Below are 22,662 nucleotides of genomic sequence, written 5' to 3' on the forward strand. Positions count from 1 at the left end.
GCGGGTAACACAGCTTAACGCGCGCCGAGCGCGTTGCGCAGGCCCGGCTGGCAGGGTGTTCAGGCTATAATGCGATCTTTTGCAGGAGAGCCCCGTGCCCGCTATCGATATCCGCTGGATCCTGGACGACGCGACCCTTGCCGCCTGCTGCAGTGCCTGGCGCGGTCGGCCGTTCGTTGCCCTGGATACCGAGTTCATGCGGGTCGACACCTTCTATCCGATCGCTGCGTTGCTGCAGGTGGGCGACGGCGAGACGGTGTGGCTGATCGATCCGCTGAAGATTGGCGACTGGGCACCCTTTGCCGCGCTGCTGGACGACCCAGCCGTGGTCAAGGTGCTGCACTCCTGCAGCGAGGATCTGGAAGTGTTCCGGCGTCTGACCGGCAGCCTGCCGCAACCGCTGTTCGACACCCAGATCGCCGCCGGTTACCTGAACATCGGCTTCTCCATGGGCTACTCGCGCCTGGTCAAGGAGTTGCTGGGCATCGAGCTGCCGAAGGACGAAACCCGTTCCGACTGGCTGCAGCGTCCGCTGAGCGAGATGCAAGTGCGCTACGCCGCCGAGGATGTCCAGCACCTGTGCGAGGTCTATCACGAGCTGGATCGGCGACTGAGCGCCGACAAGCGTGCCTGGCTGCTGGAAGATGGCGCCGAACTGGTCGCCGCCCAGCGCGAGGTGCACGACCCGCAGGACGCCTGGCGCGAGGTCAAGCTGGCCTGGCGCCTCAATGGTCAGCAGCTGGCCGTGCTGCGCGCTCTGTGTGCCTGGCGCGAGGAGCAGGCCCGCCAGCGCGACCAGCCGCGCAACCGCATCCTGCGCGAGCGCTCGCTGTGGCCGCTGGCGCGTACCCAGCCGCGCGATAGTGTCAGCCTGGCGCGCATCGAGGACATGCATCCGCGCACCGTGCGTCAGGATGGCGAGACACTGCTGCGGCTGATCGCCGAGGCCGCTGCCCTGCCGGCCGAGCAGTGGCCGCAGCCGTTGCCCGAGCCGCTACCGCTGGAAGCCTCGGCACTGTTGAAGAAGCTGCGTGCCGTCGGTCAGCGCGAGGGCGAGCGACTGCAGATCGTCCCCGAGCTGATGCTGCGCAAGAAGGTGCTCGAAGCCCTGCTGAAAACCGGCTACCCCTCCGGTCCCTACACCCTGCCGGACTCCCTGCGCGGCTGGCGCCGTGCGCTGATGGGCCAGGCACTGCTCGATACCCTGGCTTGAGGTTGATGATGAAACGTATCTGCTCCATTTACAGAAGCCCGCGCAAGCGCGAGATGTACCTGTATGTCGACAAGCAAGAAGCCCTGAAGCGCGTGCCGGAAGGCCTGCTCAGTGCCTTCGGTGCGCCGCAGCACGTGTTCGACATGCTGCTCACTCCCGAGCGCAAGCTGGCCCGCGAAGATGCGCTCAAGGTGCTCGACAACATCGACAAGCAGGGCTACCACCTGCAGATGCCGCCGCCGGAGGACGACTACATCGAGCACCTGCCGGAAGAGCTGTTGCGTCGCAACGATCCGGTGTGAACTGTTGAGCCGCGGCTCGGCTAGCTGGGCAGAGCGGCCACCGGTCGCTCCTGCACTTGGCCGTGCGGGGGCGGATCGCTAGACTGCCGCACCCCTGTACCGAGACCTGCCATGACCGCCAAGACCGAACCCTTCTGGAAACGCAAGACCCTCGAGCAACTCGACCCGGACGAATGGGAGTCGCTGTGCGACGGCTGCGGTCTGTGCTGTCTGCAGAAGCTCGAGGACGAGGAGGATGGCGGCGTCTACTACACGCGCATCGCCTGCAAACTACTCGATCTGCAGACCTGCCGCTGCAGCAACTACGCTGAACGCAAGCAGCATGTGCCCGACTGCATCCAGCTCACCCCGGCCGATGCCGGCGAGTTCCGCTGGTTGCCGCCGACCTGCGCCTACCGACTGGTAGCCGAAGGCAAGGACCTGCTGCCTTGGCATCACCTGGTCTGCGGCGACCCGCAGGCGGTCCACGATGCGCGCATCTCCCAGGCCGGGCGCATGCTGGCCGAGGCCAGCGTCGCCGAGGAAGATTGGGAAGACCATCTGATTTTCCGCGCTGGCTGAACCTGTCGAGACTGGATGGATCCAACCCCGCAGCACAGGAGAACTTGCCATGTTTGAACGCTTCAGGCGGCCATGGGCCGTGTTGTTGCTGGGATTGTCTGCGCCGCTCGCGGCGGCGCAGCGGGTCGATCTCGACTATCAGGTGCGCTTCCTGCCCGAAAGCGATCAGGCCGAAGTCACTCTCACCCTCGAGCGTGGCCAGGTGCTGAACTATCTGGACTTCAGTCTCGGCGACAAGGGCTACTACAGCGATTTCCAGGCTCAGGGCGAGTGGCAGCAGACCAGCCCGGAGCGTGGCGTCTGGCGTCCGCAGGAAGGCAAGGCGCAGCTGAGTTACCGGGTGAAGATCAGTCATCCGCGCGCCAACGGCCGCTTCGATGCGCGCATGACCCCGGACTGGGCGTTGCTGCGCGGCGATGATCTGGTGCCGGCGGCGAAGATCAGCGTGGAGTCGGGCGTCGAGCTGGTCAGTCGCCTGCAGTTCGAGCTGCCGGAGGGCTGGCAGGGGGTCGAGACTGGCTGGCCACGGATCGGCAAGAACCGCTTCCGCATCGACAATCCCGAGCGCCGCCTCGACCGTCCGACCGGCTGGATCCTGGCTGGCAAGCTCGGCACGCGCCGCGCCACCCTGGGCAAGACCGAGGTGACCGTGGCCGCGCCGGTGGGCGAGGGCGTGCGGCGCATGGATATCCTTACCCTGCTGACCTTCGTCTGGCCGCATGCCCAGGCGGTATTCCCGCGCGAGCCGGATAAGCTGCTGATCGTCGGCGCTGGCGATCCGATGTGGCGCGGTGGCCTGTCCGGGCCCAATTCACTGTACATGCATAGCGACCGTCCTCTGGTCAGCGAGAATGGCACCAGCTCGCTGGTGCACGAACTGGTCCATGTGTTCAGCCGGATCAGCGACACCGACCGCAGCGACTGGATCACCGAGGGCCTGGCCGAGTTCTACGCCATCGAGCTGATGCGCCGCGCCGGTGGCATGAGCGACGACCGTTACCAGAAGGTCCGCGAGCAGTTGGCCCGCTGGAGCCGCAAGGTCACCTCGCTGCGCGGCGAGCAGTCCAGCGGGCCGATCACTGCGCGGGCGGTGCTGCTGCTGCAGGATCTCGATGCTGAAATCCGCAAGGTCAGTGCGGGCCAGCGCTCGCTGGATGACGTGACCCGCGGCCTGATGCGCCTGGACAAGGTGAGCACCGGGGACTTCGTGCAGATCAGCGAGAACGTGCTCGGCGGCAAGTCGAAGGTGCTGGATACCCGTCTGCTGCGCTGAGTCGCGTCGCCTTTCACTTCATCTGTTGCCGATTCCAAACAGGCTCCGCGCGAAAGCGCGGGGCCTTTTGGCTTTTACGGGGCCTGCTGTCTGTTTTGTCGCACATGGTTGCAGTTGGGCGATCCGTTTTTGTGCAAAATATTCTCCAGGCGCACTCGGATGTTGCACAGGGCGTCACTGTCGGTAACAGTCGGTTTGACGTCGCTGGCTTCTTGAAGTGGCTGTTTTTACAGGTTTTCTGGCTGGGTTCCTGCGGGCGCGCCGGTCTTGACGGGGTTGAGGTGCTGTATCGTTTTATTTAACGGATCTGTGCTGAATGTGGAACGCTTTGTGCTTTTGGTTGGGTGATCAAAAAAAACAACGCCTTCCGATGGAGATCGTTAACCCGATGAGCAATCAATCTTCCGCTACCAGTTTTGCCCGTGTCCTCGGGCGCAAGGAGGTCCTGGCCCTGTCGTTCGGCGCGATGATCGGCTGGGGCTGGATCGTCCTGACCGGCAGCTGGATCCAGTCCGCCGGCAGTCTGGGCTCGATCCTCGCCTTCCTCGTTGGCGGTCTCGCCATCGTGCTGATCGGCCTGACCTACGCCGAATTGGCGGCCGCCATGCCGCAGTCCGGGGGGGAGCACGTCTACAGCTACCGGGCTCTCGGCCACTTCGCCTCCTTCGTGTGTACCTGGGCCATCGTGCTGGGTTACGTATCGGTGGTGGCCTTCGAGGCGGTGGCCCTGCCTACCGTGATCGACAACCTGATACCGGGCTATCAGGTCGGCTACCTGTGGACGGTAGCCGGCTGGGACGTGATGGCCTCCTGGGTGGCGGTCGGCATGCTCGGCTCGATCATGATGACGGCGGTCAACTATTTCGGCGTGCAGACCGCCTCGCTGATCCAGAAGGTGGTGACTGTGCTGATCCTCGCGGTCGGCGTGATGTTCATCACCGGCGCGCTGTTCGAGGGCGAAACCGGCAACATGGACCCGCTGCTGGTCGGCGGCAGCGCCGGGGTGCTCACGGTGCTGATGATGGTGCCGTTCATGTTCGTCGGTTTCGACGTGATCCCCCAGGCGGCCGAGGAGGTCAACCTGCCGCCGCGCGAGATCGGCAAGATGCTGATCTTCTCCGTGCTGATGGCCGTGGCCTTCTACGCGCTGATCATCCTTGGCGTCAGCCTGGCGATCCCGGCCGGTGCCATCAGCGCCGACGTGCTGACCGTGCCGCAGGCGATGGGGACCATTTATGGTGCGCCCTGGGCCGCCAAGCTGATGATCATGGCCGGTGTCGCTGGTATCGTCACCAGCTGGAACGCCTTCTACATCGGCGGCAGCCGGGCGATCTATGCGCTGGCGCATGCCGGCATGCTGCCGGCCTTCCTGGCCAAGCTGCACCCGCGCTACAAGACCCCGACCAACGCCATCCTGCTGATCGGTATGCTCAGCACCGCCGCACCGTTGCTGGGGCGCAAGGCGCTGGTGTGGTTCGTCGATGCCGGCAGCCTGGCCATCGTCATCGCCTACCTGTTCGTCGCCCTGTCGTTCGTGGTGCTGCGCGTGCGCGAGCCGGACATGCCGCGTCCGTTCAGGGTGCGTGCCGGCATGCTGGTCGGCGTGGTGTCGGTGCTGTTGAGTCTGGCCATGGCGGCCATGTACATGCCGTTCAGCCCGTCGGCGCTGGTGCCGGTGGAGTGGGCGCTGTTCGTCGCCTGGATGGCCATCGGCCTGGTGCTCTACGTCTACTCGCGACGCCGCTACGGCGTGGCGCACAGCCAGCAGGTGATGGCGCGCGAGCTGTCCTGACCGGACGCGTGCCTGAGTGAGAAGGGGCGCCCGCGGGCGCCCCTTTTGGCTGTTCAGGCCAGGTGCAGCACCTTGAGCAGGAAGGCATATTCCAGCGCCGCATCCTTGAGCGCCTGATAGCGCCCGCTCATGCCGCCGTGACCGGCGCCCAGCTCGGTCTTGAGCAGCAGCAGGTGATCGTCGGTCTTGCGCTCGCGCAGCTTGGCCACCCACTTGGCCGCTTCCCAGTACTGCACGCGGCTGTCGTTGTAGCCGGCCACCGCGAGGATGGCCGGGTAGGCCTGGGCGGCGACGTTCTCGTAGGGCGCATAGGCCTTGATCCGCTCGTACACTTCAGGCTCGTTCGGGTCGCCCCATTCGTCGTACTCGGTCACCGTCAGCGGCAGCTCGGGATTCTGCATGGTGTTGAGGATGTCGACGAAGGGCACCTCGGCGATCGCCGCGGCGAACAGTTCGGGGCGCTGGTTGAGCACCGCGCCGATCAGCAGGCCGCCGGCGCTGCCGCCGCTGATCGCCAGTTGCGCCGGCGTGGTGTAGCCGTCGGTGATCAGCTGTTCCGCGCAGGCGATGAAGTCGCCGAAGGTGTTCGGCTTGTGCTCCAGCTTGCCGGCCCGGTACCAGGCCTCGCCCAGCTCGCCGCCGCCGCGCACATGGGCGATGGCGAACAGGAAGCCGCGCTCCAGCAGGCTCAGGCGCGCGTGGGAGAACCACGGATCGAGGCTTTCGCCGTAGGCGCCGTAGCCGTACAGGTACAGCGGGGCGGGCTGGACGAAACTGTCGCGGCGACCGACCAGGCTGATCGGCACCTGGGTGCCATCCGCCGCGCTGGCCCACAGCCGGCGGCTCTCGTAGGCGTCGGCATCGAACGGGCCCTCCACCGGGGTCTGCTTGAGCACCGTCTGCGTGCCGCTGGCCAGCTCCAGCTGGCGGATCTGCGCCGGGCGGTTGAGCGCCTCGTAGCGCAGGCGGATCGCCGGGCTGTCGAACTCCAGGTCGTCGTAGACGTCGAGGCTGTAGGCGGCATCCGGCAGCTGCACGCGATAGGGCGCCGCGCCCTGGGGCAGCACCTCGATCACCGGCAGGCCGTTGTCGCGCAGCTCGAGGGTGATGGCGCCGCTGTTGAGGGTGACGCCCTCCAGCATCAGCTCGGCGCGGTGTGCCACCCGCTCCTGCCAGTGGCTGCGGGTCGGTGTGGACTCGTCGGCCTGGTAAAGGGCGAAGTTGATGCCGGCCTGGTTGCTGCGGATCAGCCAGCACCACTGGCCGTCGACCTGGCCGTGGTCGGGGTAGTACTCGTGGTCTTCCTCGCGCAGAGCTAGGCAGCGGAACTCGCCCTGCGGCTGCTCGGCGTCGAGCACCCAGGCTTCGCTGGTGGTCTTGCTGGCCAGCAGCAGGATCAGCTGACGCTCGGAGCTGGAGCGGTGGCAGCCCAGGAAGAAGCGGCCGTCCTGTTCCTCGAATACCAGTTCGGCATCCGCCTCGCCCAGGCGATGGCGATACAGCTTGTGCGGGCGATGGGTATCGTCCAGCTCGCCGAAGAACAGCGTGCGGCTGTCGTTGGCCCAGGTCAGGCTGCCGTCGCAATCCGCGAAGGGCAGCGCGGTGACAGCGCCGCTGGCCAGCTCCTTGACGTACAGGGTGTAGATCTCGTCGCCTTCGCTATCCAGACTGTAGGCCAGGCGGCTGTGGTCGGGGCTGATGCTGAAGGCGCCGAGATCCAGGTAGCCATCGCCGGCCAGCACGTTGGGGTCGAGCAGCAGCTCCTCGCCGGCTGCGTCGATGTCCAGCGAGCCGTCGGCCGGACGCGGGCAGCGGTAATGGCGCGGGTACTCCTCGCCAGCCGTGGTGCGCTGGTAGTACAGCCATGGACCCCAGGGTGTCGGCAGCGACAGGTCGGTTTCGCGGATACGCGCGCGGATTTCCTCGAACAACTGCTCGCGCAGTTCACCCTGGTCGGCGAGCTGCTGTTCCAGCCAGGCATTCTCGGCCTGCAGGTATTCGAGGACCTCGGCGCTGTCGCGCTGCTCCAGCCAGGCATAGGGATCGGCGCCAGCCTGGCGGCGGGCAAGGGGCGGGGTGAGGGACATCGACTGACTCCAGCCGCAGCTGACGCGCGGCTCCAGGGAAAAGCCGCTATCATAAGCGCCCTTATTCCGCTGCTGCCACGCACCGATGACTGATCAAGATTATCTCCTCGCCTGGGCCATCTACGCCGTTGCTGCGCTGGGCTGCCTGCTGGTCGGCTTCCGCATCACCGGATGGATGTGGCGCGGCTTGCGCGAACCCTTGCGGGTGGTGATGGCCGTACTGCTGTTCACCCCGACCCTGGTCGATCCGGTGCGCGACCTGCATGCTCCGGCGGTCGCCATCACCGCGCTCGATCTGCTGTTCAAGGTCGGCAGCAATGTCTGGCGGGCGGTCACCGATCTGGCCACCTTCGGCATGGCGGCTTTTGCCCTGTATTTCCTGTTCGTCGCCATCCGCTGGCCGCTGCAGCGGCGCAGCCGGGCACGTCGCGCGGCGGCCGAAGCCGTGCGCGAGCCGACCATGAGCGAGCTGCTCGAGCAACCTGCCGGCGGGCGCCGCGAACCGGGTCTGTAATTCTCCGTGGCCTGCGCCGATGCGCAGGCGTGCGTCGCTAGGAGCTGCCGTATGTGCGAACTGCTGGGCATGAGCGCCAACGTGCCGACCGATATCGTGTTCAGCTTCACCGGGCTGATGCAGCGCGGCGGACGCACTGGGCCGCACCGCGACGGCTGGGGCATCGGCTTCTACGAGGGGCGCGGGCTGCGCCTGTTCCAGGATCCGCAGGCGAGCAGCGAGTCGGAGGTGGCGCGGCTGGTGCAGCGCTATCCGATCAAGAGCGAGGTGGTGATCGGCCATATCCGCCAGGCCAACGTCGGCAAGGTCAGTCTGGCCAACACCCATCCGTTCGTGCGCGAACTGTGGGGGCGCAACTGGTGTCTTGCCCACAATGGCCAGTTGCCGGGTTTCGTGGCCGTGCCCGGGTTCTACCGGCCGGTGGGCGATACCGACAGCGAGGCGTCCTTCTGCGACCTGCTCAACCGCGTGCGCCAGGCCTTCCCCGAGCCGGTGGAGGTCGAGCAATTGCTGCCGACGCTGGTGCAGGCCTGCAGCGACTATCGCCGCCTTGGTGTGTTCAATGTCCTGCTCAGCGATGGCGACTGGTTGTTCAGCTTCTGCTCGACCAGGCTGGCGCACATCACCCGTCGCGCGCCCTTCGGTCCGGCCCAGCTCAAGGATGCCGATGTGGCCGTGGACTTCCACGCCGAAACCACGCCCAATGATGTGGTGACGGTGATCGCCACCGACCCGCTGACCGCCAACGAGGCCTGGGCGCTGTATCAGCCCGGGCAGTGGGTGCTGTGGCGGCGTGGCGAGATGGTCGCCGAGGGGCAGGTCGAGGCCTGACCGGCCGCTGTCGCGACAGGATGGCCGCGTCGATTCGGCAAACCGCAGGCATAAAAAAACCCGGCTCGAGAGCCGGGTTTTTTCTAACAGTCAGGTCAGCAGCGATTAGCCGATGATCTGAATGTTGGAAGCTTGCTTGCCCTTCGGACCGGTGGTCACTTCGAAGGACACTTTCTGGTTTTCGGCCAGGGTCTTGAAGCCCTGAGCGCGAATTTCAGAGAAGTGGGCGAACAGGTCGTCACCACCGTCGTCCGGCTTGATGAAACCGAAGCCTTTGGTGTCGTTGAACCACTTAACAGTGCCAGTTGCCATTTCGTGTAATTCCTAGGTGTTGATTTGGAGCTGAACCGGAGTTCATGGGTGTGGAATCAAGATATCGAGAATGACGAACTGACGTACTGAATCAGTGCGTTCACAGCTAACGTATTCCGCCTTGACCAACGCCTTCACTTTGCCCGTTCCGCTCCGGCATGGCAAACAATTTTTTGCCATGCCGCGAAAAATCCCCTCAAGCCCAGACGGGGCGCGGCTCAGGGCTGGTTTTGCGGGCTGTCCGGGCGGCGATAGGGGAATACATCGATCACCTTGCCGGCGCGAATTGCCGCCTGCAGTCCCTGCCAGTAGGAAGCCTGATAGAGGTCGCCGTGCAACTCGGCGAACAGTCGACGCTGCGCCTTGTCGGCAAACAGGAAGGTGGGGAACTCCTCGGGAAACACGTCGTTGGGCGCCACCGAATACCAGGGTTCCAGCGACATCTCGTCTTCGGGATAACGCGGCGGCGGAATACGCCGGAAGTTCACTTCGGTCAGGTAGCTGATCTCGTCATAGTCGTAGAACACCACGCGACCGTGACGGGTGACGCCGAAGTTCTTCAGCAGCATGTCGCCGGGGAAGATGTTGGCGGCAGCCAGCTGCTTGATCGCCATGCCGTAGTCGTACAGCGCCTCGCGGGTCTGCGCCTCGCTGGCGGTTTCCAGGTACATGTTCAGCGGGATCATGCGCCGCTCGGTCCAGCAGTGGCGGATGCGCACCATGTCACCTTCCTCCACCACGGTGGAGGGGGCCACCTCCAGCAGTTCGGCCAGGCATTCGGGGTCGAACTTGCTGCGCGGAAAGCGGAAGTCGGCGAACTCCTGGGTGTCGGCCATGCGCCCGACGCGGTCGACGCTCTTCACCAGACGGTAGCGGTCGATCACCGTGTTGCGGTCGACGGTCTTCGACGGCGAGAAGCGGTCCTTGATGATCTTGAACACGGTGTTGAAGCCGGGCAGGGTGAACACGGTCATCACCATGCCGCGCACCCCGAGGGCCATGACGAAGCGGTCGTCGGTGCCGGCCAGGTGGTTGAGCAGGGCGCGGAAGAACTCCGACTTGCCGTGTTTGTAGAAGCCGATCGAGGTGTACAGCTCGGCGATGTGCTTGCCCGGCATGATGCGCCGCAGGAAGGCGACGAACTCGGCCGGAATCGCGATGTCGGCCATGAAGTACGAACGAGTGAAGGAGAAGATGATCGACACCTCCGCCTCGTCGGTGATGATGGTGTCGATCTGGATGCCCTTGCCCTCCACATTGATCAGCGGGATCACCAGTGGCCAGCGTTCGTCGCGGGTATGCAGGCGGCCGACCAGATAGGCGCCCTTGTTGCGATACAGGACCGGATTGACCAGTTCGAGGGTCAGTTGCGGGTCCTTGCACACCCAGTCGGGCAGGTTGTTGCGCAGCACCTGCTCGAGCTTGACGAGGTCGCGTTCGAGGTCGTCGTAGGCGACGTCGAAGGGGTAGTCGCGGAAGATCTGCTCCAGCGTGCCGCGCAGGTTGCCCTGCGGCGCGTAGCTGCGCACCTGTGGCAGCAGCGGCTGGGAGCGCAATGCCGGTCGCGTGGTGTGGACGAACATGTTGCCGTCGTTGATGCAGTCGTGGCTGAGCAGGCTGCAGAAGATCGAGTTGTACCAGGTCTCGGCCAGCTCGTCGTCGAAGCGCGGGTCGATCAGGGTGATGTAGGCGCTCTTTATCAATGGCCAGTGCTGCACGTCGAGCAGCTGCCCGCCGGCAAAGCGTTGGCGCAGGCCCTCGACCACCTCGTTGACCTTGTCCTCGTAGAGATTGATCCGCTGTGCCGAGGCCTGCTGGGCCTCCTGCCACTGGGCCTGTTCGAAGCGCGCGCGGGCGCCGTCGGTGATGCGGCGGAAGCCATCACGGTAGTCGTCGAAGCCTTGCAGGATGCTCTGGGCGATTTCGGCGGCGGGCCAGTGCTGGGGCATGGCGGAGTCTCTCGGCGGACGGTCAGATCTGCGAGCTTAGCCAGAGGCCGGGGGGAGGAACAGCCTGCAATGGTACTGCTCGGCAGGCAAAACGTCGGAAGGCCGGGCGCGGTTGTCGAGCGGACTAGCTGCCGGTGTTGGCCGGCAGCTATTCGGAGGGGTTACTGCTGCAGTTCCTGCTCGCCGAACAGACCGTCGAACAGCATGGAGGACAGGTAGCGCTCGCCGGAGTCGGGGAGGATCACCACGATGGTCTTGCCCTGCATCGCCGGCTCGTTGGCGATGCGCACCGCGGCGGCCATGGCGGCGCCGCAGGAGATGCCGCAGAGGATGCCTTCCTCGCGCATCAGGCGCAGCGCCATCTCCGTGGCCTCATCGTCGCTGACCGTCTCGACCCGGTCGACGATCGACAGGTCGAGGTTCTTCGGCACGAAGCCGGCACCGATGCCCTGGATCTTGTGCGGGCTGGGCTTGACCTCGGCGCCGGCCAGGGTCTGGCTGATCACCGGCGAGCCGACCGGCTCGACCGCCACCGAGAGGATCGGCTTGCCCATGGTGTGCTTGATGTAGCGCGACACGCCGGTGATGGTCCCGCCGGTGCCGACGCCGGCCACCAGCACGTCGATGGCGCCGTCGGTGTCGGTCCAGATTTCCGGGCCGGTGGTCTCCTCGTGGATCGCTGGGTTGGCCGGGTTCTCGAACTGCTGTAGCAGCAGGTACTGCTCCGGATTGGCGGCGGCCAGTTCGCTGGCCTTGTCGATGGCGCCCTTCATGCCCTTGGCCGGCTCGGTCAGCACCAGTTCGGCGCCGAGCGCCTTGAGCACCTTGCGCCGCTCCAGGCTCATCGAAGCGGGCATGGTCAGCACCAGCTTGTAGCCCTTGGCCGCGGCGACGAAGGCCAGGCCGATGCCGGTGTTGCCCGAGGTCGGCTCGACGATGGTCATGCCCGGCTTGAGCCGGCCGCTTTCCTCGGCATCCCAGATCATGCTGGCGCCGATCCGGCACTTGACCGAGTAGGCCGGGTTGCGCCCCTCGTTCTTGGCCAGGATGGTCACGCCCTGCGGGCCGAGGCGGTTGATGCGGATCAGCGGCGTATTGCCGATGGCTTGGGCGTTGTCTGCGTAGATGCGGCTCATGGTCGGGCTTTCTCCTCCGATGAAAAGCGAAACCGCATCAGCCTATGCCGTCGGCGCGGGAGCGTCCAGCGCCCGCAGGGGTGCGCGTGTGCACCATCGGTGGGCAATGGCGTTCCCAGCCCGCTTGCCCGCGCGCTATAGTCGGAAATTCGCCGCCGGCACGGCCGGCCACGCATTGCACGAGGATGACTCCCGATGAAGTTCGAAGGCACCGCCTCCTACGTCGCCACCGACGACCTCAAGCTGGCGGTCAACGCCGCCATCACCCTGCAGCGCCCGCTGCTGGTCAAGGGCGAGCCGGGCACCGGCAAGACCCTGCTCGCCGAGCAGCTGGCCGAGGCGCTGGGTACCCGGCTGATCACCTGGCACATCAAGTCGACCACCAAGGCTCACCAAGGCCTCTACGAGTACGACGCGGTGAGCCGCCTGCGCGATTCCCAGCTGGGCGTCGACAAGGTCCACGACGTGCGCAACTACATCCGCAAGGGCAAGCTGTGGGAGGCCTTCGAGAGCGGCGAGCGGGTGGTGCTGCTGATCGACGAGATCGACAAGGCCGACATCGAGTTCCCCAACGACCTGCTGCAGGAACTCGACCGCATGGAGTTCTTCGTCTACGAGACCGGCGAGACCATCAAGGCGGCGCAGCGGCCGATCATCCTGATCACCTCCAACAACGAGAAGGAGCTGCCGGATGCCTTCCTGCGCCGCTGCTTCTTCCACTACATCGCCTTCCCCGACCGCGCCACTCTGCAGCGGATCGTCGACGTGCACTTCCCCAGCATTCGCCAGGAACTGGTGCAGGAGGCGCTGGAGATCTTCTTCGACATCCGCAAGGTGCCGGGGCTGAAGAAGAAGCCGTCCACCTCCGAGCTGGTCGACTGGCTCAAGCTGCTGATGGCCGACCAGATCGGCGAGGCGCTGCTGCGCGAGCGCGATCCGACCAAGGCCATCCCGCCGCTGGCCGGTGCGCTGGTGAAGAACGAGCAGGACGTGCAGCTGCTCGAGCGACTGGCGTTCATGAGCCGGCGCGCCGGGCGCTGAGGGCACCTTCATGCTGCTCAACCTGTTCAACGAACTGCGCGCGGCCAGGGTGCCGGTGTCGCTGCGCGAGTTGCTCGACCTGCTCGAGGCGCTCGAGCGTCAGGTGGTGTTCGCCGACATGGACGCCTTCTATTATCTGGCGCGCACGGTGCTGGTGAAGGACGAGCGGCATTTCGACAAGTTCGACCGCGCCTTCGCCAGCTACTTCAACGGCCTGCAGAGTCTCGATGCGGCGCTCGAGGCGCTGATCCCCGAGGACTGGCTGCGCAAGGAGTTCGAGCGCTTTCTCAGTGAGGAGGACAAGGCCCAGCTCAAGAGTCTCGGCGGCCTGGACCAACTGCTCGAAGCGTTCAAGCAGCGCCTGGCCGAGCAGAAGGAGCGCCATGCCGGCGGCAACAAGTGGATCGGTACCGGCGGCACCAGCCCGTTCGGCTCCGGCGGCTATCATCCCGAGGGCATTCGCGTCGGCGATGCCGGACAGCGCCAGGGCCGGGCGGCCAAGGTCTGGGAGCAGCGCGAGTACCGCAATCTCGACGACCAGATGGAGCTGGGCTCGCGCAACATCCAGTTGGCCCTGCGCCGGCTGCGCAAGTTCGCCCGCGAAGGGGCGACCGAGGAGTTCGATCTCGACGGCACCATCGAGCACACCGCGCGCGATGCCGGCCTGCTCAACATCCGCATGCGCCCCGAGCGGCGCAACGCCGTGAAGCTCCTGCTGCTGTTCGACATCGGCGGTTCGATGGATAGCCACGTCAAGGTCTGCGAGGAGCTGTTCTCCGCCTGCCGCACCGAGTTCAAGCACCTTGAGTACTTCTACTTCCATAACTTCATCTACGAGGGCGTGTGGAAGGACAACCAGCGGCGCATGAGCGAGCGCCTCTCCACCGTCGACCTGCTGCACAAGTACGGTCCGGACTACAAGGTGGTGTTCGTCGGCGACGCCTCGATGGGGCCCTACGAGATCACCCATGCCGGCGGCAGCGTCGAGCACTGGAACGAGGAGCCGGGTTATGTCTGGATGCAGCGCTTCATGGCGACCTACAAGAAGCTCATCTGGATCAACCCCTATCCGCAGGACGTGTGGAAATACACCACTTCCACCAATCTGGTGCGCGAGTTGGTGCACGAGCGGATGTATCCGCTGACGCCGGCGGGTCTGGAGGAGGGCATGCGCTTTCTCGCCGCCAATTGAAGTCTTTCGTGGCCGGCAGCGGCTGGATCGGGCCCGCAGCGAGTCGCTGCGGGCTGTTGCATTTTTTGGGAGAGGAAAATGACGGATACGCGACAGGGCGTGGACGGCTTTGCCGTCCAGCTGATGGTGGTGCTGTGCGTCATCTGGGGCCTGCAGCAGGTGGTGATCAAGCTGGCCGCGCCGGACATGGCGCCGATGCTGCAGATCGGCCTGCGCTCGATGGTGGCCGCCGTGCTGGTGGTGGTGTTCATGCTCTGGCAGCGCCAGCCGCTGGCCCTGGGCGACGGCACGCTGCGCCCGGGGCTGCTGGCCGGACTGCTGTTCGCCCTGGAGTTCCTGTTCGTCGCCGAGGGGCTGCGCTACACCAGTGCCGCGCACGTGGTGGTACTGCTGTATACCGCGCCGATCTTCGCCGCCCTCGGCCTGCACCTGCTGCTGCCCAGCGAGCGCCTGCGCCGCCTGCAGTGGCTGGGCATCGGCCTGGCCTTCGGCGGCATCGTGATCGCCTTCGGTGCCGGCGCGCTGCAGCAGCGCATCTCCAGCGAGGTGCTGCTCGGCGACGCCCTGGCCCTGCTGGCCGGACTGTTCTGGGGCATGACCACGGTTGCCGTGCGCTGCAGCTCTTTGTCCCGGGCAGCGCCGGCCAAGACTCTGCTCTACCAGCTGCTCTGTGCCTGTCTGCTGGTGCCGCTGGCCTGGTTGGGCGGCCAGGTGGAGACGGTGCGTCTGACTCCGGTAGTGTGGGGCAGCCTGCTGTACCAGAGCGTGTTGGTGTCCTTCGTCGCCTTCCTCACCTGGTTCTGGCTGCTGCGCCGCTACCTGGCCTCGCGCTTGGGGGTGTTTTCCTTCATGACCCCGCTGTTCGGCGTGGTATTCGGTGTCTGGCTGCTCGACGAGCGTATCGACGTCTTCTTCGTGGTCGGCGGGGTGCTGGTGCTGCTGGGGATCACCATGGTCAGCGCCGACGGCTGGTGGCGCCGCGTGCTGCGCCGGGAGCCGTCCCGCCAGTCGCTGGGCTGAGGCAAGCGGGGCGTGCGACAATGCGCGCCATGTCCCGAGCCCAATGCCCCCGCTGCATGCGGCCACAGAGCCACTGCCTGTGCCCGCTGATTCCCGATCTGGAAAACCACACCCGGGTGCTGATCCTGCAGCACCCGGACGAGGTGCGCCATGCGCTGAATACGGCGCGACTGGCTGCCCTCGGCCTGGCCAATGTCGAACTGCGCGTCGGCGAACATTTCCCCGAGCTGGAGGCCGAGCTGGCCGGTCGCGAGGCCTGGCTGCTGTTTCCCGGCGAGCAGGCGCTGTGCGTTGGCGAACTGGTCGCCACGGCAACCCCGGCCGAGCGGCTGCTGATCGTGCCGGACGGCACCTGGCGCAAGGCGCGGCGCATCCTCCACTGCAATCCGTGGCTGGCCCAGTTGCCGCGCCTGAGTCTGGGCGAGGGGCTGGTCAGCCGTTATCGGCTGCGCAAGGCGCCGGGGCCGGGTGCGCTGTCGACTCTCGAGGCCATCGTGCATTGCTTGAATACGCTGGAGGGGGCCGGGCGTTTCGATGCGCTGCTGCGCCCGTTCGAGGCGCTGATCGACGCGCAGATCGCCGCGATGGGTGAGGAAACCTACCGACGCAACCATCTGGGCGAGACTCCGGCGGACTGAGCTTCAGCGCTCGCGCAGCGCCTCGGCGCGCGCCTTGAGTACCGGCTTGAGCAGGTAGTCGAGCACGCTCTTCTGGCCGGTGATGATGTCGACGTTGGCGACCATGCCGGGGATGATCAGCAGCGGCTTGTCCGCACTGCCCAGATGGCTCTGATCGGTGCGCAGCTGGATCAGGTAGAAGCTGTTGCCGTCCTCGTCGGTGATGGTGTCGGCGCCGATCATCTCCAGCTTGGCCTTGAGGCCGCCGTAGATGGTGTAGTCATAGGCGGTGAACTTGACCATCGCTTCCTGGCCGGGGTGCAGGAAGGCGACATCCTGCGGACGGATGCGCGCCTCGATCAGCAGGTTGTCTTCCAGCGGCACGATTTCCAGCAGGTCGCTGCCGGGCTGCACCACGCCGCCGATGGTGTTGACCTTGAGCTGCTTGACGATGCCGCGCACCGGGGAAACCACGCCGGTACGGCTGACCCGATCCTCGATGGCGCGACTGGAGGCGGTGATCTTGCTCAGTTCGGTACGCACTTCATTGAGTTCCCTCAGGGCTTCGGTACGGAAGCGCAATTGGGCTTCCTCGATCTTGCGTTCGACCTCCTTGACCCCGGCCTCCGCCCGCGGGATGGCCAGGGTGGTGGCATTCAGCGAGCCGCGGGTTTCCACCGCACTGCGGCGCAGGCGCAGCACCTCGACCTGGGAAATGGCGCCGCTGGCCACCAGCGGCTCGGACATGTTCAGCTCGCTCTGGATCAGGCCGAGGCTGGAGCGGTATTGCTGGACCTTGGAGCGAAACTCCGCCAACTCCTGGATCTTCTGCTGCAGCTGCTCCTGCAGGATGCTGACCTCGCTGGTCAGCCCCTGCTGGCGCGAGCGGTACAGGGCCTCCTCATCGGCGGCCAGGCCCGGAGCGGCCTTGGCGATTTCTTCCGGCAGCTGCAGCGGGCGGCCTTCGCCCTCGGCACTCAGGCGCTCGACACGGGCCAGCAGGGCGAGGCGGTCGGCTTCGCTTTCGCTCATGTTGGAGACGAAGCGGGTGTCGTCGAGGCGCAGCAGCCGGTCGCCCTTGTCGACGATCTGCCCTTCGCGGACGAAGATCTCCGCGACTATGCCGCCTTCCAGGTTCTGGATGGTCTGCACCTTGCTCGAGGGAATCGCCTTGCCTTCGCCGGTGGTGACTTCATCGAGCACGGCGAAGTAGGCCCACAGCAGCGCCGCGAACAGCAACAGGGCGATCAGCCAGACGGTCAGGCGGGTCAGTGCGGTGGAGTCCTCCACCAGCGCCCCCTGGACCTCCGGCATGAACTCGGTGTCGCGCACCTGGCGCAGCGGTTTCAGGTAGTCGCTCAATGCGTTGAGATTACCCATGATCGTCTCCTAGACCGATGCCGGACCGACGCGGCCCTTGCGCAGAGCTTCGATGACCGCTTCCTTCGGTCCGTCGGCGACGATCTTGCCGCCATCCAGCACGATCAGGCGATCGACCAGGCTGAGCATGGCGGTGCGGTGGGTGATCAGCAGCAGGGTCTTGTTGCGACTCCAGTCACGCAGGCGGCTGCGCAGTACTTCCTCGCTGCTGTTGTCCATCGAGCTGGTCGGCTCGTCGAGCAGCAGCAGTGGCGGATTGAGCAGCAGGGCGCGGGCCAGCAGCACAGCCTGGCGCTGGCCGCCGGAGAGTAGTTGTCCGCGCTCGCCGACCGGGCGCTCGAAGCCTTGCGGATGCTGGCGGGCCAGCTCGCTGACGCCGCTCAGTTCGGCCACCTCGAGCAGGCGCTCGTCGCTGATGTAGCGTGCGCCCAAGGTCATGTTGCTGCGCAGGGTGCCGGCAAGCAGCGGCAGGTCGTGGGCGACGTAGCCGATCTGGTGGCGCAGGTCGGCGACGTCGATCTGCCGTTGGTCGAGGCCGTCGAACAGGATCTGTCCCTCGCTCGGGCTGTAGAAGCCCATCAGCAGGCGGGCGAGGGTGCTCTTGCCCGAACCGCTGCGGCCGATGATGCCGATCTTCTCGCCGGGGGCGATGCGCAGGTTGACGCCCTGCAGCGCCGGAGTGCTCTGCTCCGCGTAGCTGAAGCTCACCTGGCGCAGTTCCAGCGCGCCTTTCAGACGGGTGTGTTCCAGCGGCCGTTGCTGGCTGTCGCGTTCCTGCGGCAGGGACATCAGCGCATCGGTGCTCTTCATGGTCAGCTGGGCCTGCTGATGGCGGGTGATCAGGCTGGCGATCTGCCCCAGCGGCGCCATGATCCGGCCATTGAGCATGTAACAGGCGATCAGAGCACCCACGCTAAGGTTGCCGGCGATGATGCCGTACACGCCGCCGACGATCATGGCCACCCCGGCCATCTGCTGGAGGAACAGCGTGCCATTGAGGGCGATGGCCGAGAGCAGGCGGGCGTGGGCATCGAGCCGGGTCAGGGCGCCGTGGGTGCTTTCCCACTGGTGCTGGCGCTCGCTCTCGGCGCCGCAGCTTTTCAGGGTTTCCAGACCGCCGAGGGTTTCGATCAGCAGGGCCTGTCGCTCGGCTCCCAGCGCCAGGCTGCGCTGTACGGTGTCGCGCAGGCGGCGCTGGATGACGAAGGCGAACAGGGCGGTGATGGGGAAGGCCAGCAGCGGAATGACCACCAGCCAGCCGCCGAGCAGGCCGATCACCACGGTCATCAGCAGGGCGAAGGGCAGGTCGATCAGGCTGGTCAGGGTTACCGCAGTGAGAAACTCGCGCAGGCCCTGGAAGTCGTGAATGCTCTGGGCGAAGCCGCCGATGCTGGCGGGCCGGGCCTTCATCATCATCCCGGTGATACGTTCGAACAGGGTGGCGGAGAGCACCACATCGGTCTTCTTGCCGGCGATGTCGAGCAGGCGAAAGCGCAGGACGCGCAGCAGCAGTTCGAACAGGGTACCGACCAGCAGGCCGATGGTCAGCACCCACAGGGTGGAGAGCGCCTGGTTGGGTACCACGCGGTCGTAGGTCTGCATGACGAACAACGGCACCATCAGGCCGAGCAGGTTGATCAGCAGGCTGGCGAGCAGGGCGTCGGTGTACAGCCAGCGCGACAGCTTGAGGGTGTCGCGAAACCACGACTTGACGCGGGGGACCAAAGGCGAGCGCAGCTCCTCCAGCTCGTGGCGCGGGCGGGCAAACAGTGCCTGGCCGGCGTATTCGCCGGCCAGCTCCTCGCGCTCCACCCACTGTTCGCCACCGGCCGTTTCGCAGGGCAGGATCAGCGCGCTGCCCTGTTCGTCCCAGCGACACAGCACGGCACTGCGCCCGTTCTTGAGCAGCAGCAGTACCGGCAGGTTGAGCGCTGAAATGGCGGCTAGCGGCCGGCGCAGCAGGCGGGCCTGCAGACCCGCGCGGGCGGCTGCTCGTGGCAGCAAGTCGGCGGTGAGGCGCTGGTTGGGCAAGGGCAGGCCAGCGCTGAGGCTGGCCCGGCTGGTCGTGCGTCCATGCAGTTTGCTGAGTATCAGCAGTCCGTCGAGCAGCGGATCATCGAAGCTTTGTCGCTGCTCATTGGCTAGGCCCACCTGTTCCATGGTCGTCACGGCAACTTCCCCCGTACAGCAAGTGAGTCATCATTGTTATTCTCTATTTCATGCTGGGCAGACGTGCTTCGCTCCTCACCTCGGTCAGGGCCAGCGCTTCGCTTGGGGGGACGACGTTGTGCTTGCGCAGCAGATCGCCCATGACCGCCAGGACCCGGTACATGGAGAACTCCTCGGTGTAGCGCACCTCGGTATAGCGGCGGTTGGCGGTGAACAGCTCGTTCTCGCTGTCGAGTAGGTCGAGCAGGGTGCGCTGGCTCAGGGAGAACTGCTCCTGATACGCCCCACGTACCTTGGTGGTATTGCTGGCGTAATCGAGGGCTATGGGGGTCTGCAGACGGGCGTTTTCCATCGCGTTCCACGACAGCATCAGGTTTTCGTTGAGCACCCGCAGGGCATTGTTGCGGATGTCCATCGATTCGTTGATCTGGTGAGCGCCTGACTGCAGCAGAGCCTTGTCGCGCATGCCGTTGAACAGGTTGTAGTTCATCACCACGCCGGCATACCAGCGATTGTAGTGACCTTCGTCGCCACTGATGTTGTCGTCGGCATTGCCCGACAGCTCGACATCGAAGCGCGGATAGAACTTGGATTTGGCCGCCTCGTACTGTTTTTCGGCGGCATGTACATCGGCCTGGGCCGACTTGAGCAGCGGGTTGTTGGCCATGACCTGGTCGCGAGCGCTGGCCAGACTGGCGGGCATCTGGCTGCGAATCGAGGCCGGGGTTTCCAGCTCGTCGGGCATGCGGCCGACGGCGCTGAAGAAGTTGGCCTCGGCATCGGCCAGGTTCACCTGCTCGGTGTAGAGGTTGTTCTCTGCCAGGGCCAAGCGGGCTTGCGACTGGTCACGGTCGGCATTGCTGCCAACTCCCCGCTCGGAGCGCAGGCTGATCTGGTCGTGGATGCGCCGGTGCGCCTGCAGGTTGTTTTCCGCCAGGGCCACCATCTCGCGGCGCATTAGCACATCCAGGTACACCTCGACGGTGCGCAGAGCCAGGCTTTCCGTGGCGCCCAGTAGACGGTAGGCGAGTGAGTTGACCACTGCTTCGTTGCGCGCCACTTCATTGGGGGTGTTGAACCCATCGAAGACCATCTGCCGCAAGCGCAATTCTGCGGTGCGAGCATTCAGGGTTTCCGTGTTGTGATCGCCGAAAGCCCGGGTGCTTACGCTGTCGCTCTGCTCCCGCCCATAGCTTGCCAACATGTCGACCGTTGGCAGATAGCCGCCCTTGGCAATCTTCAGCGACTCATCAGCCGCCAAGCGGCTGTTGCTGCCGGCATGGACCTCAGGGTGGCTGTCGATGGTGCTCTGGATCGCTTCCGTGAGTGTCATGGCCGAAGCTGGGTTGAAACCTGCTGCCAGCAGCAGTCCCACCCACATAGATGAGAGGCGCATGGGTATCTCCTTTTCCATTGGTGTCCACTTGCTTAATGGTCGTGCGCCAAATAAATGACTTCCACTGCAGGCCGGCGCTTTTTTATGTTCCTACTAAGATCTAAGAACATCTATCAGTGTTTGCTTAGAGCGATTTCTCATAATAGATATGACCAAACAGTCTGATATGCCCTGAAAAAAGCACCACATTGTTTAAGGGGAACAATCAATCAATGGAAGTCCGGTTAAGCCAGATTTTGATTTTGCAGATTTCACAAGAGCGGTCGGATGCAGGGAGAGCGCAAACAGGGGGAAAGCTGCAGCGTGGAGAAAACGGTCACGGGAATGACGGTTTTACGTCATTTTTGCTGCGCTAGACGGGACGCACGACCACAAACCTCTGCAGTAGCCACCCTGTAAGCAGCTGTTCGGCCCTGTTCGGGCATTCAGCGACGCATGACAGCCGCCAGTTGCGGCTGTATGGAGGGTGGGGTAATGGCTACGTTGATCGGTATTGTCAGGGTGGTGGTCGGAGAGGTTTTTGCCGTAGCCGCGGATGGGGGCAAGCGTGAGCTGGGTGAGGGGGATCGAGTCTATGCCGGTGAGCAACTGCTCACCGGTGCCGGGGGCGCCGTAGCCATTCGCCTGGTCAATGGCGGCGAGCTCACCGTGGGGCGTGACAGTTCGCTGCTGCTGGATAACCAGCTGCTGGCGGGCGAGGGCGCTCGCGCCGCGATTCAACCCGCTACCCCCGAATATGCACCCACTGCCCAGGACCTGGCCGAAGTCGAGGAGGTTCAGCAAGCCATCGCCGCCGGTGTCGACCCGAGCCTCAGCCTGCCAGCCACTGCCGCCGGTGCCGGTGCCGGAGGAGCTGGGAGTGGCGGGGGCGGTATCTCCTTCGTGCTGCTGGACGAGACGGCCAACCGGGTAGATCCGAATATAGGCTATCCGACGGGGCCGCTGGAGTTTGCCCCGCTGTTCCCAGAGACTTTCCCGCAGGGGGCGGATGAGACGCCGGATACCATTCCCTCGCTTCGAGTCGAATACTTTGCCGACCCTACGGGGCAGGTTCTGACGGAGCGCGGTTTCGTGGATGAGGCCGCACTTCCGGGGGGCAGCCAGCAAGGGAGCGTTGCGCAGGTTTCCCATGGCCGGGTGAGCATCAGCTCACCGGATGGTATCGCCGCGTTGCAGGTCCTCGACAAGGATGGCAACTGGGTGGATGTCACCGGCGGCGGCATTGTTCGTGGTGAGTACGGCACCTTGATCGTCTCCCCGGGAGGCGGTTGGGTGTTTACCCTCGACCGCAGCGCTTCACATGGCGCCGATGACCAGAGCCAGCAGATCTTCCCGGTGCGGGTGATCGACGGCGATGCAGATGTATCCCCTACTGTGTCGTTGGTAATCGATATCACAGACGATGTGCCTAACGCGATGGACGATGAGCCATCCAGCCTTGTCGAAGATGGCGTTAGCTTGGTCGCGGGCAACGTGTTGCTCAACGACGAGCATCCGAATGGCCAGATCGGTGCGGACGGTCAGACCTTCAGCGTCTGGAATACCCCTGAGTCGAGCGTACTATCGGCCTACGGCACCGTGGTGCTGGGGGCGGATGGCAGCTACAGCTTCACCCTGGACAACACGCTGGCAGCCACCCAGGCACTCAATGCGGGGCAGGTGGTAAGCGAAACCTTCACCTACACCATCGTCGACGGCGATGGCGATACGGACACCGCGACCCTGACCCTCAGCGTGACCGGCACGGCCGACGGCGTCGTGCTGGGCGGCCTGGATGGCACGGGTAGCGAGATCGTCGTCGACGATGCGAACCTCAGTGACGGCAGTGCCGCGAATCCGGCGCTGCTGACGCAGACGGGCAGCTTCACCTTCAGCGC

19 protein-coding genes are annotated in these 22,662 nt (G+C 65.2%); 12 read left to right on the top strand and 7 right to left on the bottom strand.

Annotated elements, in window-relative coordinates:
- Nucleotides 1–94: 94 nt before the first annotated feature.
- The 5 genes from rnd to BMZ19_RS04610 all read left to right on the top strand — a co-directional run bounded on the left by rnd (nt 95) and on the right by BMZ19_RS04610 (nt 5,141).
- Complete coding sequence (rnd, locus tag BMZ19_RS04590; protein WP_090307569.1) at nt 95–1,213, top strand: ribonuclease D; 1,119 nt, start codon at nt 95–97, stop codon at nt 1,211–1,213.
- Between the two features lie 8 nt (nt 1,214–1,221).
- The gene (locus BMZ19_RS04595) at nt 1,222–1,515 is read left to right on the top strand and encodes a YcgL domain-containing protein (RefSeq protein ID WP_090307571.1); all 294 of its coding nucleotides are present in this window, start codon (nt 1,222–1,224) and stop codon (nt 1,513–1,515) included.
- 111 nt (nt 1,516–1,626) lie between these two features.
- Nucleotides 1,627–2,076 carry a YcgN family cysteine cluster protein gene (locus BMZ19_RS04600; RefSeq protein WP_090307573.1) on the top strand — a complete coding sequence of 150 codons (450 nt, stop codon included), beginning with the start codon at nt 1,627–1,629 and terminating at the stop codon, nt 2,074–2,076.
- 49 nt (nt 2,077–2,125) lie between these two features.
- The gene (locus BMZ19_RS04605; RefSeq protein WP_090307576.1) at nt 2,126–3,349 is read left to right on the top strand and encodes a M61 metallopeptidase family protein; all 1,224 of its coding nucleotides are present in this window, start codon (nt 2,126–2,128) and stop codon (nt 3,347–3,349) included.
- Between the two features lie 388 nt (nt 3,350–3,737).
- A complete protein-coding gene (locus BMZ19_RS04610; RefSeq protein WP_090307580.1) occupies nt 3,738–5,141 on the top strand; it encodes an APC family permease in 1,404 nt (467 codons plus the stop codon).
- Nucleotides 5,142–5,194: 53 nt separating this feature from the next.
- On the opposite strand, the gene BMZ19_RS04615 is transcribed toward BMZ19_RS04610, so the two are convergent.
- Complete coding sequence (locus BMZ19_RS04615) at nt 5,195–7,228, bottom strand: S9 family peptidase (protein WP_090307584.1); 2,034 nt, start codon at nt 7,226–7,228, stop codon at nt 5,195–5,197.
- Nucleotides 7,229–7,313: 85 nt separating this feature from the next.
- On the opposite strand from BMZ19_RS04615, the gene BMZ19_RS04620 reads away from it, so the two are divergent.
- Complete coding sequence (locus BMZ19_RS04620; RefSeq protein WP_090307587.1) at nt 7,314–7,742, top strand: MFS transporter; 429 nt, start codon at nt 7,314–7,316, stop codon at nt 7,740–7,742.
- Between the two features lie 51 nt (nt 7,743–7,793).
- Complete coding sequence (locus BMZ19_RS04625; RefSeq protein WP_090307591.1) at nt 7,794–8,573, top strand: class II glutamine amidotransferase; 780 nt, start codon at nt 7,794–7,796, stop codon at nt 8,571–8,573.
- Nucleotides 8,574–8,678: 105 nt separating this feature from the next.
- Here BMZ19_RS04625 and BMZ19_RS04630 read toward each other — a convergent pair whose 3' ends face one another.
- The 3 genes from BMZ19_RS04630 to cysK all read right to left on the bottom strand — a co-directional run bounded on the left by BMZ19_RS04630 (nt 8,679) and on the right by cysK (nt 11,970).
- Nucleotides 8,679–8,885: a cold-shock protein gene (locus BMZ19_RS04630; protein ID WP_090214396.1), complete on the bottom strand. Its 207-nt coding sequence runs from the start codon at nt 8,883–8,885 to the stop codon at nt 8,679–8,681.
- A gap of 218 nt (nt 8,886–9,103) precedes the next feature.
- Nucleotides 9,104–10,834 carry a bifunctional isocitrate dehydrogenase kinase/phosphatase gene (gene aceK, locus BMZ19_RS04635; protein ID WP_090307594.1) on the bottom strand — a complete coding sequence of 577 codons (1,731 nt, stop codon included), beginning with the start codon at nt 10,832–10,834 and terminating at the stop codon, nt 9,104–9,106.
- A gap of 161 nt (nt 10,835–10,995) precedes the next feature.
- The gene (gene cysK, locus BMZ19_RS04640) at nt 10,996–11,970 is read right to left on the bottom strand and encodes a cysteine synthase A (protein WP_090307597.1); all 975 of its coding nucleotides are present in this window, start codon (nt 11,968–11,970) and stop codon (nt 10,996–10,998) included.
- A 195-nt stretch (nt 11,971–12,165) separates the two neighbouring features.
- Between cysK and BMZ19_RS04645 the strand changes: the two genes are divergently transcribed.
- The 4 genes from BMZ19_RS04645 to BMZ19_RS04660 all read left to right on the top strand — a co-directional run bounded on the left by BMZ19_RS04645 (nt 12,166) and on the right by BMZ19_RS04660 (nt 15,861).
- Nucleotides 12,166–13,011, top strand: coding sequence for an AAA family ATPase (locus BMZ19_RS04645; protein WP_090307599.1), 846 nt, complete (start codon nt 12,166–12,168; stop codon nt 13,009–13,011).
- A 10-nt stretch (nt 13,012–13,021) separates the two neighbouring features.
- Nucleotides 13,022–14,203 carry a vWA domain-containing protein gene (locus BMZ19_RS04650; protein ID WP_090307602.1) on the top strand — a complete coding sequence of 394 codons (1,182 nt, stop codon included), beginning with the start codon at nt 13,022–13,024 and terminating at the stop codon, nt 14,201–14,203.
- 78 nt (nt 14,204–14,281) lie between these two features.
- A complete protein-coding gene (locus BMZ19_RS04655) occupies nt 14,282–15,223 on the top strand; it encodes a DMT family transporter (protein ID WP_090307606.1) in 942 nt (313 codons plus the stop codon).
- Between the two features lie 29 nt (nt 15,224–15,252).
- Nucleotides 15,253–15,861 carry a tRNA-uridine aminocarboxypropyltransferase gene (locus BMZ19_RS04660; RefSeq protein ID WP_090308284.1) on the top strand — a complete coding sequence of 203 codons (609 nt, stop codon included), beginning with the start codon at nt 15,253–15,255 and terminating at the stop codon, nt 15,859–15,861.
- A 3-nt stretch (nt 15,862–15,864) separates the two neighbouring features.
- Here BMZ19_RS04660 and BMZ19_RS04665 read toward each other — a convergent pair whose 3' ends face one another.
- Genes BMZ19_RS04665 through BMZ19_RS04675 form a run of 3 tightly spaced genes read right to left on the bottom strand, consistent with a single transcriptional unit; the run spans nt 15,865 to nt 20,785 of the window.
- Nucleotides 15,865–17,220: an HlyD family type I secretion periplasmic adaptor subunit gene (locus BMZ19_RS04665; protein ID WP_090307609.1), complete on the bottom strand. Its 1,356-nt coding sequence runs from the start codon at nt 17,218–17,220 to the stop codon at nt 15,865–15,867.
- A gap of 9 nt (nt 17,221–17,229) precedes the next feature.
- Nucleotides 17,230–19,380 (bottom strand): type I secretion system permease/ATPase, encoded by a 2,151-nt coding sequence (locus BMZ19_RS04670; protein ID WP_090307611.1) that lies wholly within the window; start codon nt 19,378–19,380, stop codon nt 17,230–17,232.
- A 52-nt stretch (nt 19,381–19,432) separates the two neighbouring features.
- Nucleotides 19,433–20,785: a TolC family outer membrane protein gene (locus BMZ19_RS04675; protein WP_090307614.1), complete on the bottom strand. Its 1,353-nt coding sequence runs from the start codon at nt 20,783–20,785 to the stop codon at nt 19,433–19,435.
- 474 nt (nt 20,786–21,259) lie between these two features.
- On the opposite strand from BMZ19_RS04675, the gene BMZ19_RS22325 reads away from it, so the two are divergent.
- Nucleotides 21,260–22,662: retention module-containing protein (locus BMZ19_RS22325; RefSeq protein ID WP_170847705.1), on the top strand; the 1,403-nt coding region annotated here is incomplete at its 3' end.

It is taken from the genome of Pseudomonas linyingensis, from assembly GCF_900109175.1.
GTDB classification, from domain to species: domain Bacteria; phylum Pseudomonadota; class Gammaproteobacteria; order Pseudomonadales; family Pseudomonadaceae; genus Geopseudomonas; species Geopseudomonas linyingensis.

Excerpts from the sequence above, each read along its gene's own strand:
- BMZ19_RS04595 (WP_090307571.1), top strand. The coding sequence starts at position 1,222 with ATGAAACGTATCTGCTCCATTTACAGAAGCCCGCGCAAGCGCGAGATG.
- BMZ19_RS04600 (WP_090307573.1), top strand. The coding sequence starts at position 1,627 with ATGACCGCCAAGACCGAACCCTTCTGGAAACGCAAGACCCTCGAGCAA.
- BMZ19_RS04605 (WP_090307576.1), top strand. The coding sequence starts at position 2,126 with ATGTTTGAACGCTTCAGGCGGCCATGGGCCGTGTTGTTGCTGGGATTG.
- BMZ19_RS04610 (WP_090307580.1), top strand. The coding sequence starts at position 3,738 with ATGAGCAATCAATCTTCCGCTACCAGTTTTGCCCGTGTCCTCGGGCGC.
- BMZ19_RS04615 (WP_090307584.1), bottom strand. The coding sequence starts at position 7,228 with ATGTCCCTCACCCCGCCCCTTGCCCGCCGCCAGGCTGGCGCCGATCCC.
- BMZ19_RS04620 (WP_090307587.1), top strand. The coding sequence starts at position 7,314 with ATGACTGATCAAGATTATCTCCTCGCCTGGGCCATCTACGCCGTTGCT.
- BMZ19_RS04625 (WP_090307591.1), top strand. The coding sequence starts at position 7,794 with ATGTGCGAACTGCTGGGCATGAGCGCCAACGTGCCGACCGATATCGTG.
- BMZ19_RS04630 (WP_090214396.1), bottom strand. The coding sequence starts at position 8,885 with ATGGCAACTGGCACTGTTAAGTGGTTCAACGACACCAAAGGCTTCGGT.
- aceK (WP_090307594.1), bottom strand. The coding sequence starts at position 10,834 with ATGCCCCAGCACTGGCCCGCCGCCGAAATCGCCCAGAGCATCCTGCAA.
- cysK (WP_090307597.1), bottom strand. The coding sequence starts at position 11,970 with ATGAGCCGCATCTACGCAGACAACGCCCAAGCCATCGGCAATACGCCG.
- BMZ19_RS04645 (WP_090307599.1), top strand. The coding sequence starts at position 12,166 with ATGAAGTTCGAAGGCACCGCCTCCTACGTCGCCACCGACGACCTCAAG.
- BMZ19_RS04650 (WP_090307602.1), top strand. The coding sequence starts at position 13,022 with ATGCTGCTCAACCTGTTCAACGAACTGCGCGCGGCCAGGGTGCCGGTG.
- BMZ19_RS04655 (WP_090307606.1), top strand. The coding sequence starts at position 14,282 with ATGACGGATACGCGACAGGGCGTGGACGGCTTTGCCGTCCAGCTGATG.
- BMZ19_RS04660 (WP_090308284.1), top strand. The coding sequence starts at position 15,253 with ATGTCCCGAGCCCAATGCCCCCGCTGCATGCGGCCACAGAGCCACTGC.
- BMZ19_RS04665 (WP_090307609.1), bottom strand. The coding sequence starts at position 17,220 with ATGGGTAATCTCAACGCATTGAGCGACTACCTGAAACCGCTGCGCCAG.
- BMZ19_RS04670 (WP_090307611.1), bottom strand. The coding sequence starts at position 19,380 with ATGGAACAGGTGGGCCTAGCCAATGAGCAGCGACAAAGCTTCGATGAT.
- BMZ19_RS04675 (WP_090307614.1), bottom strand. The coding sequence starts at position 20,785 with ATGCGCCTCTCATCTATGTGGGTGGGACTGCTGCTGGCAGCAGGTTTC.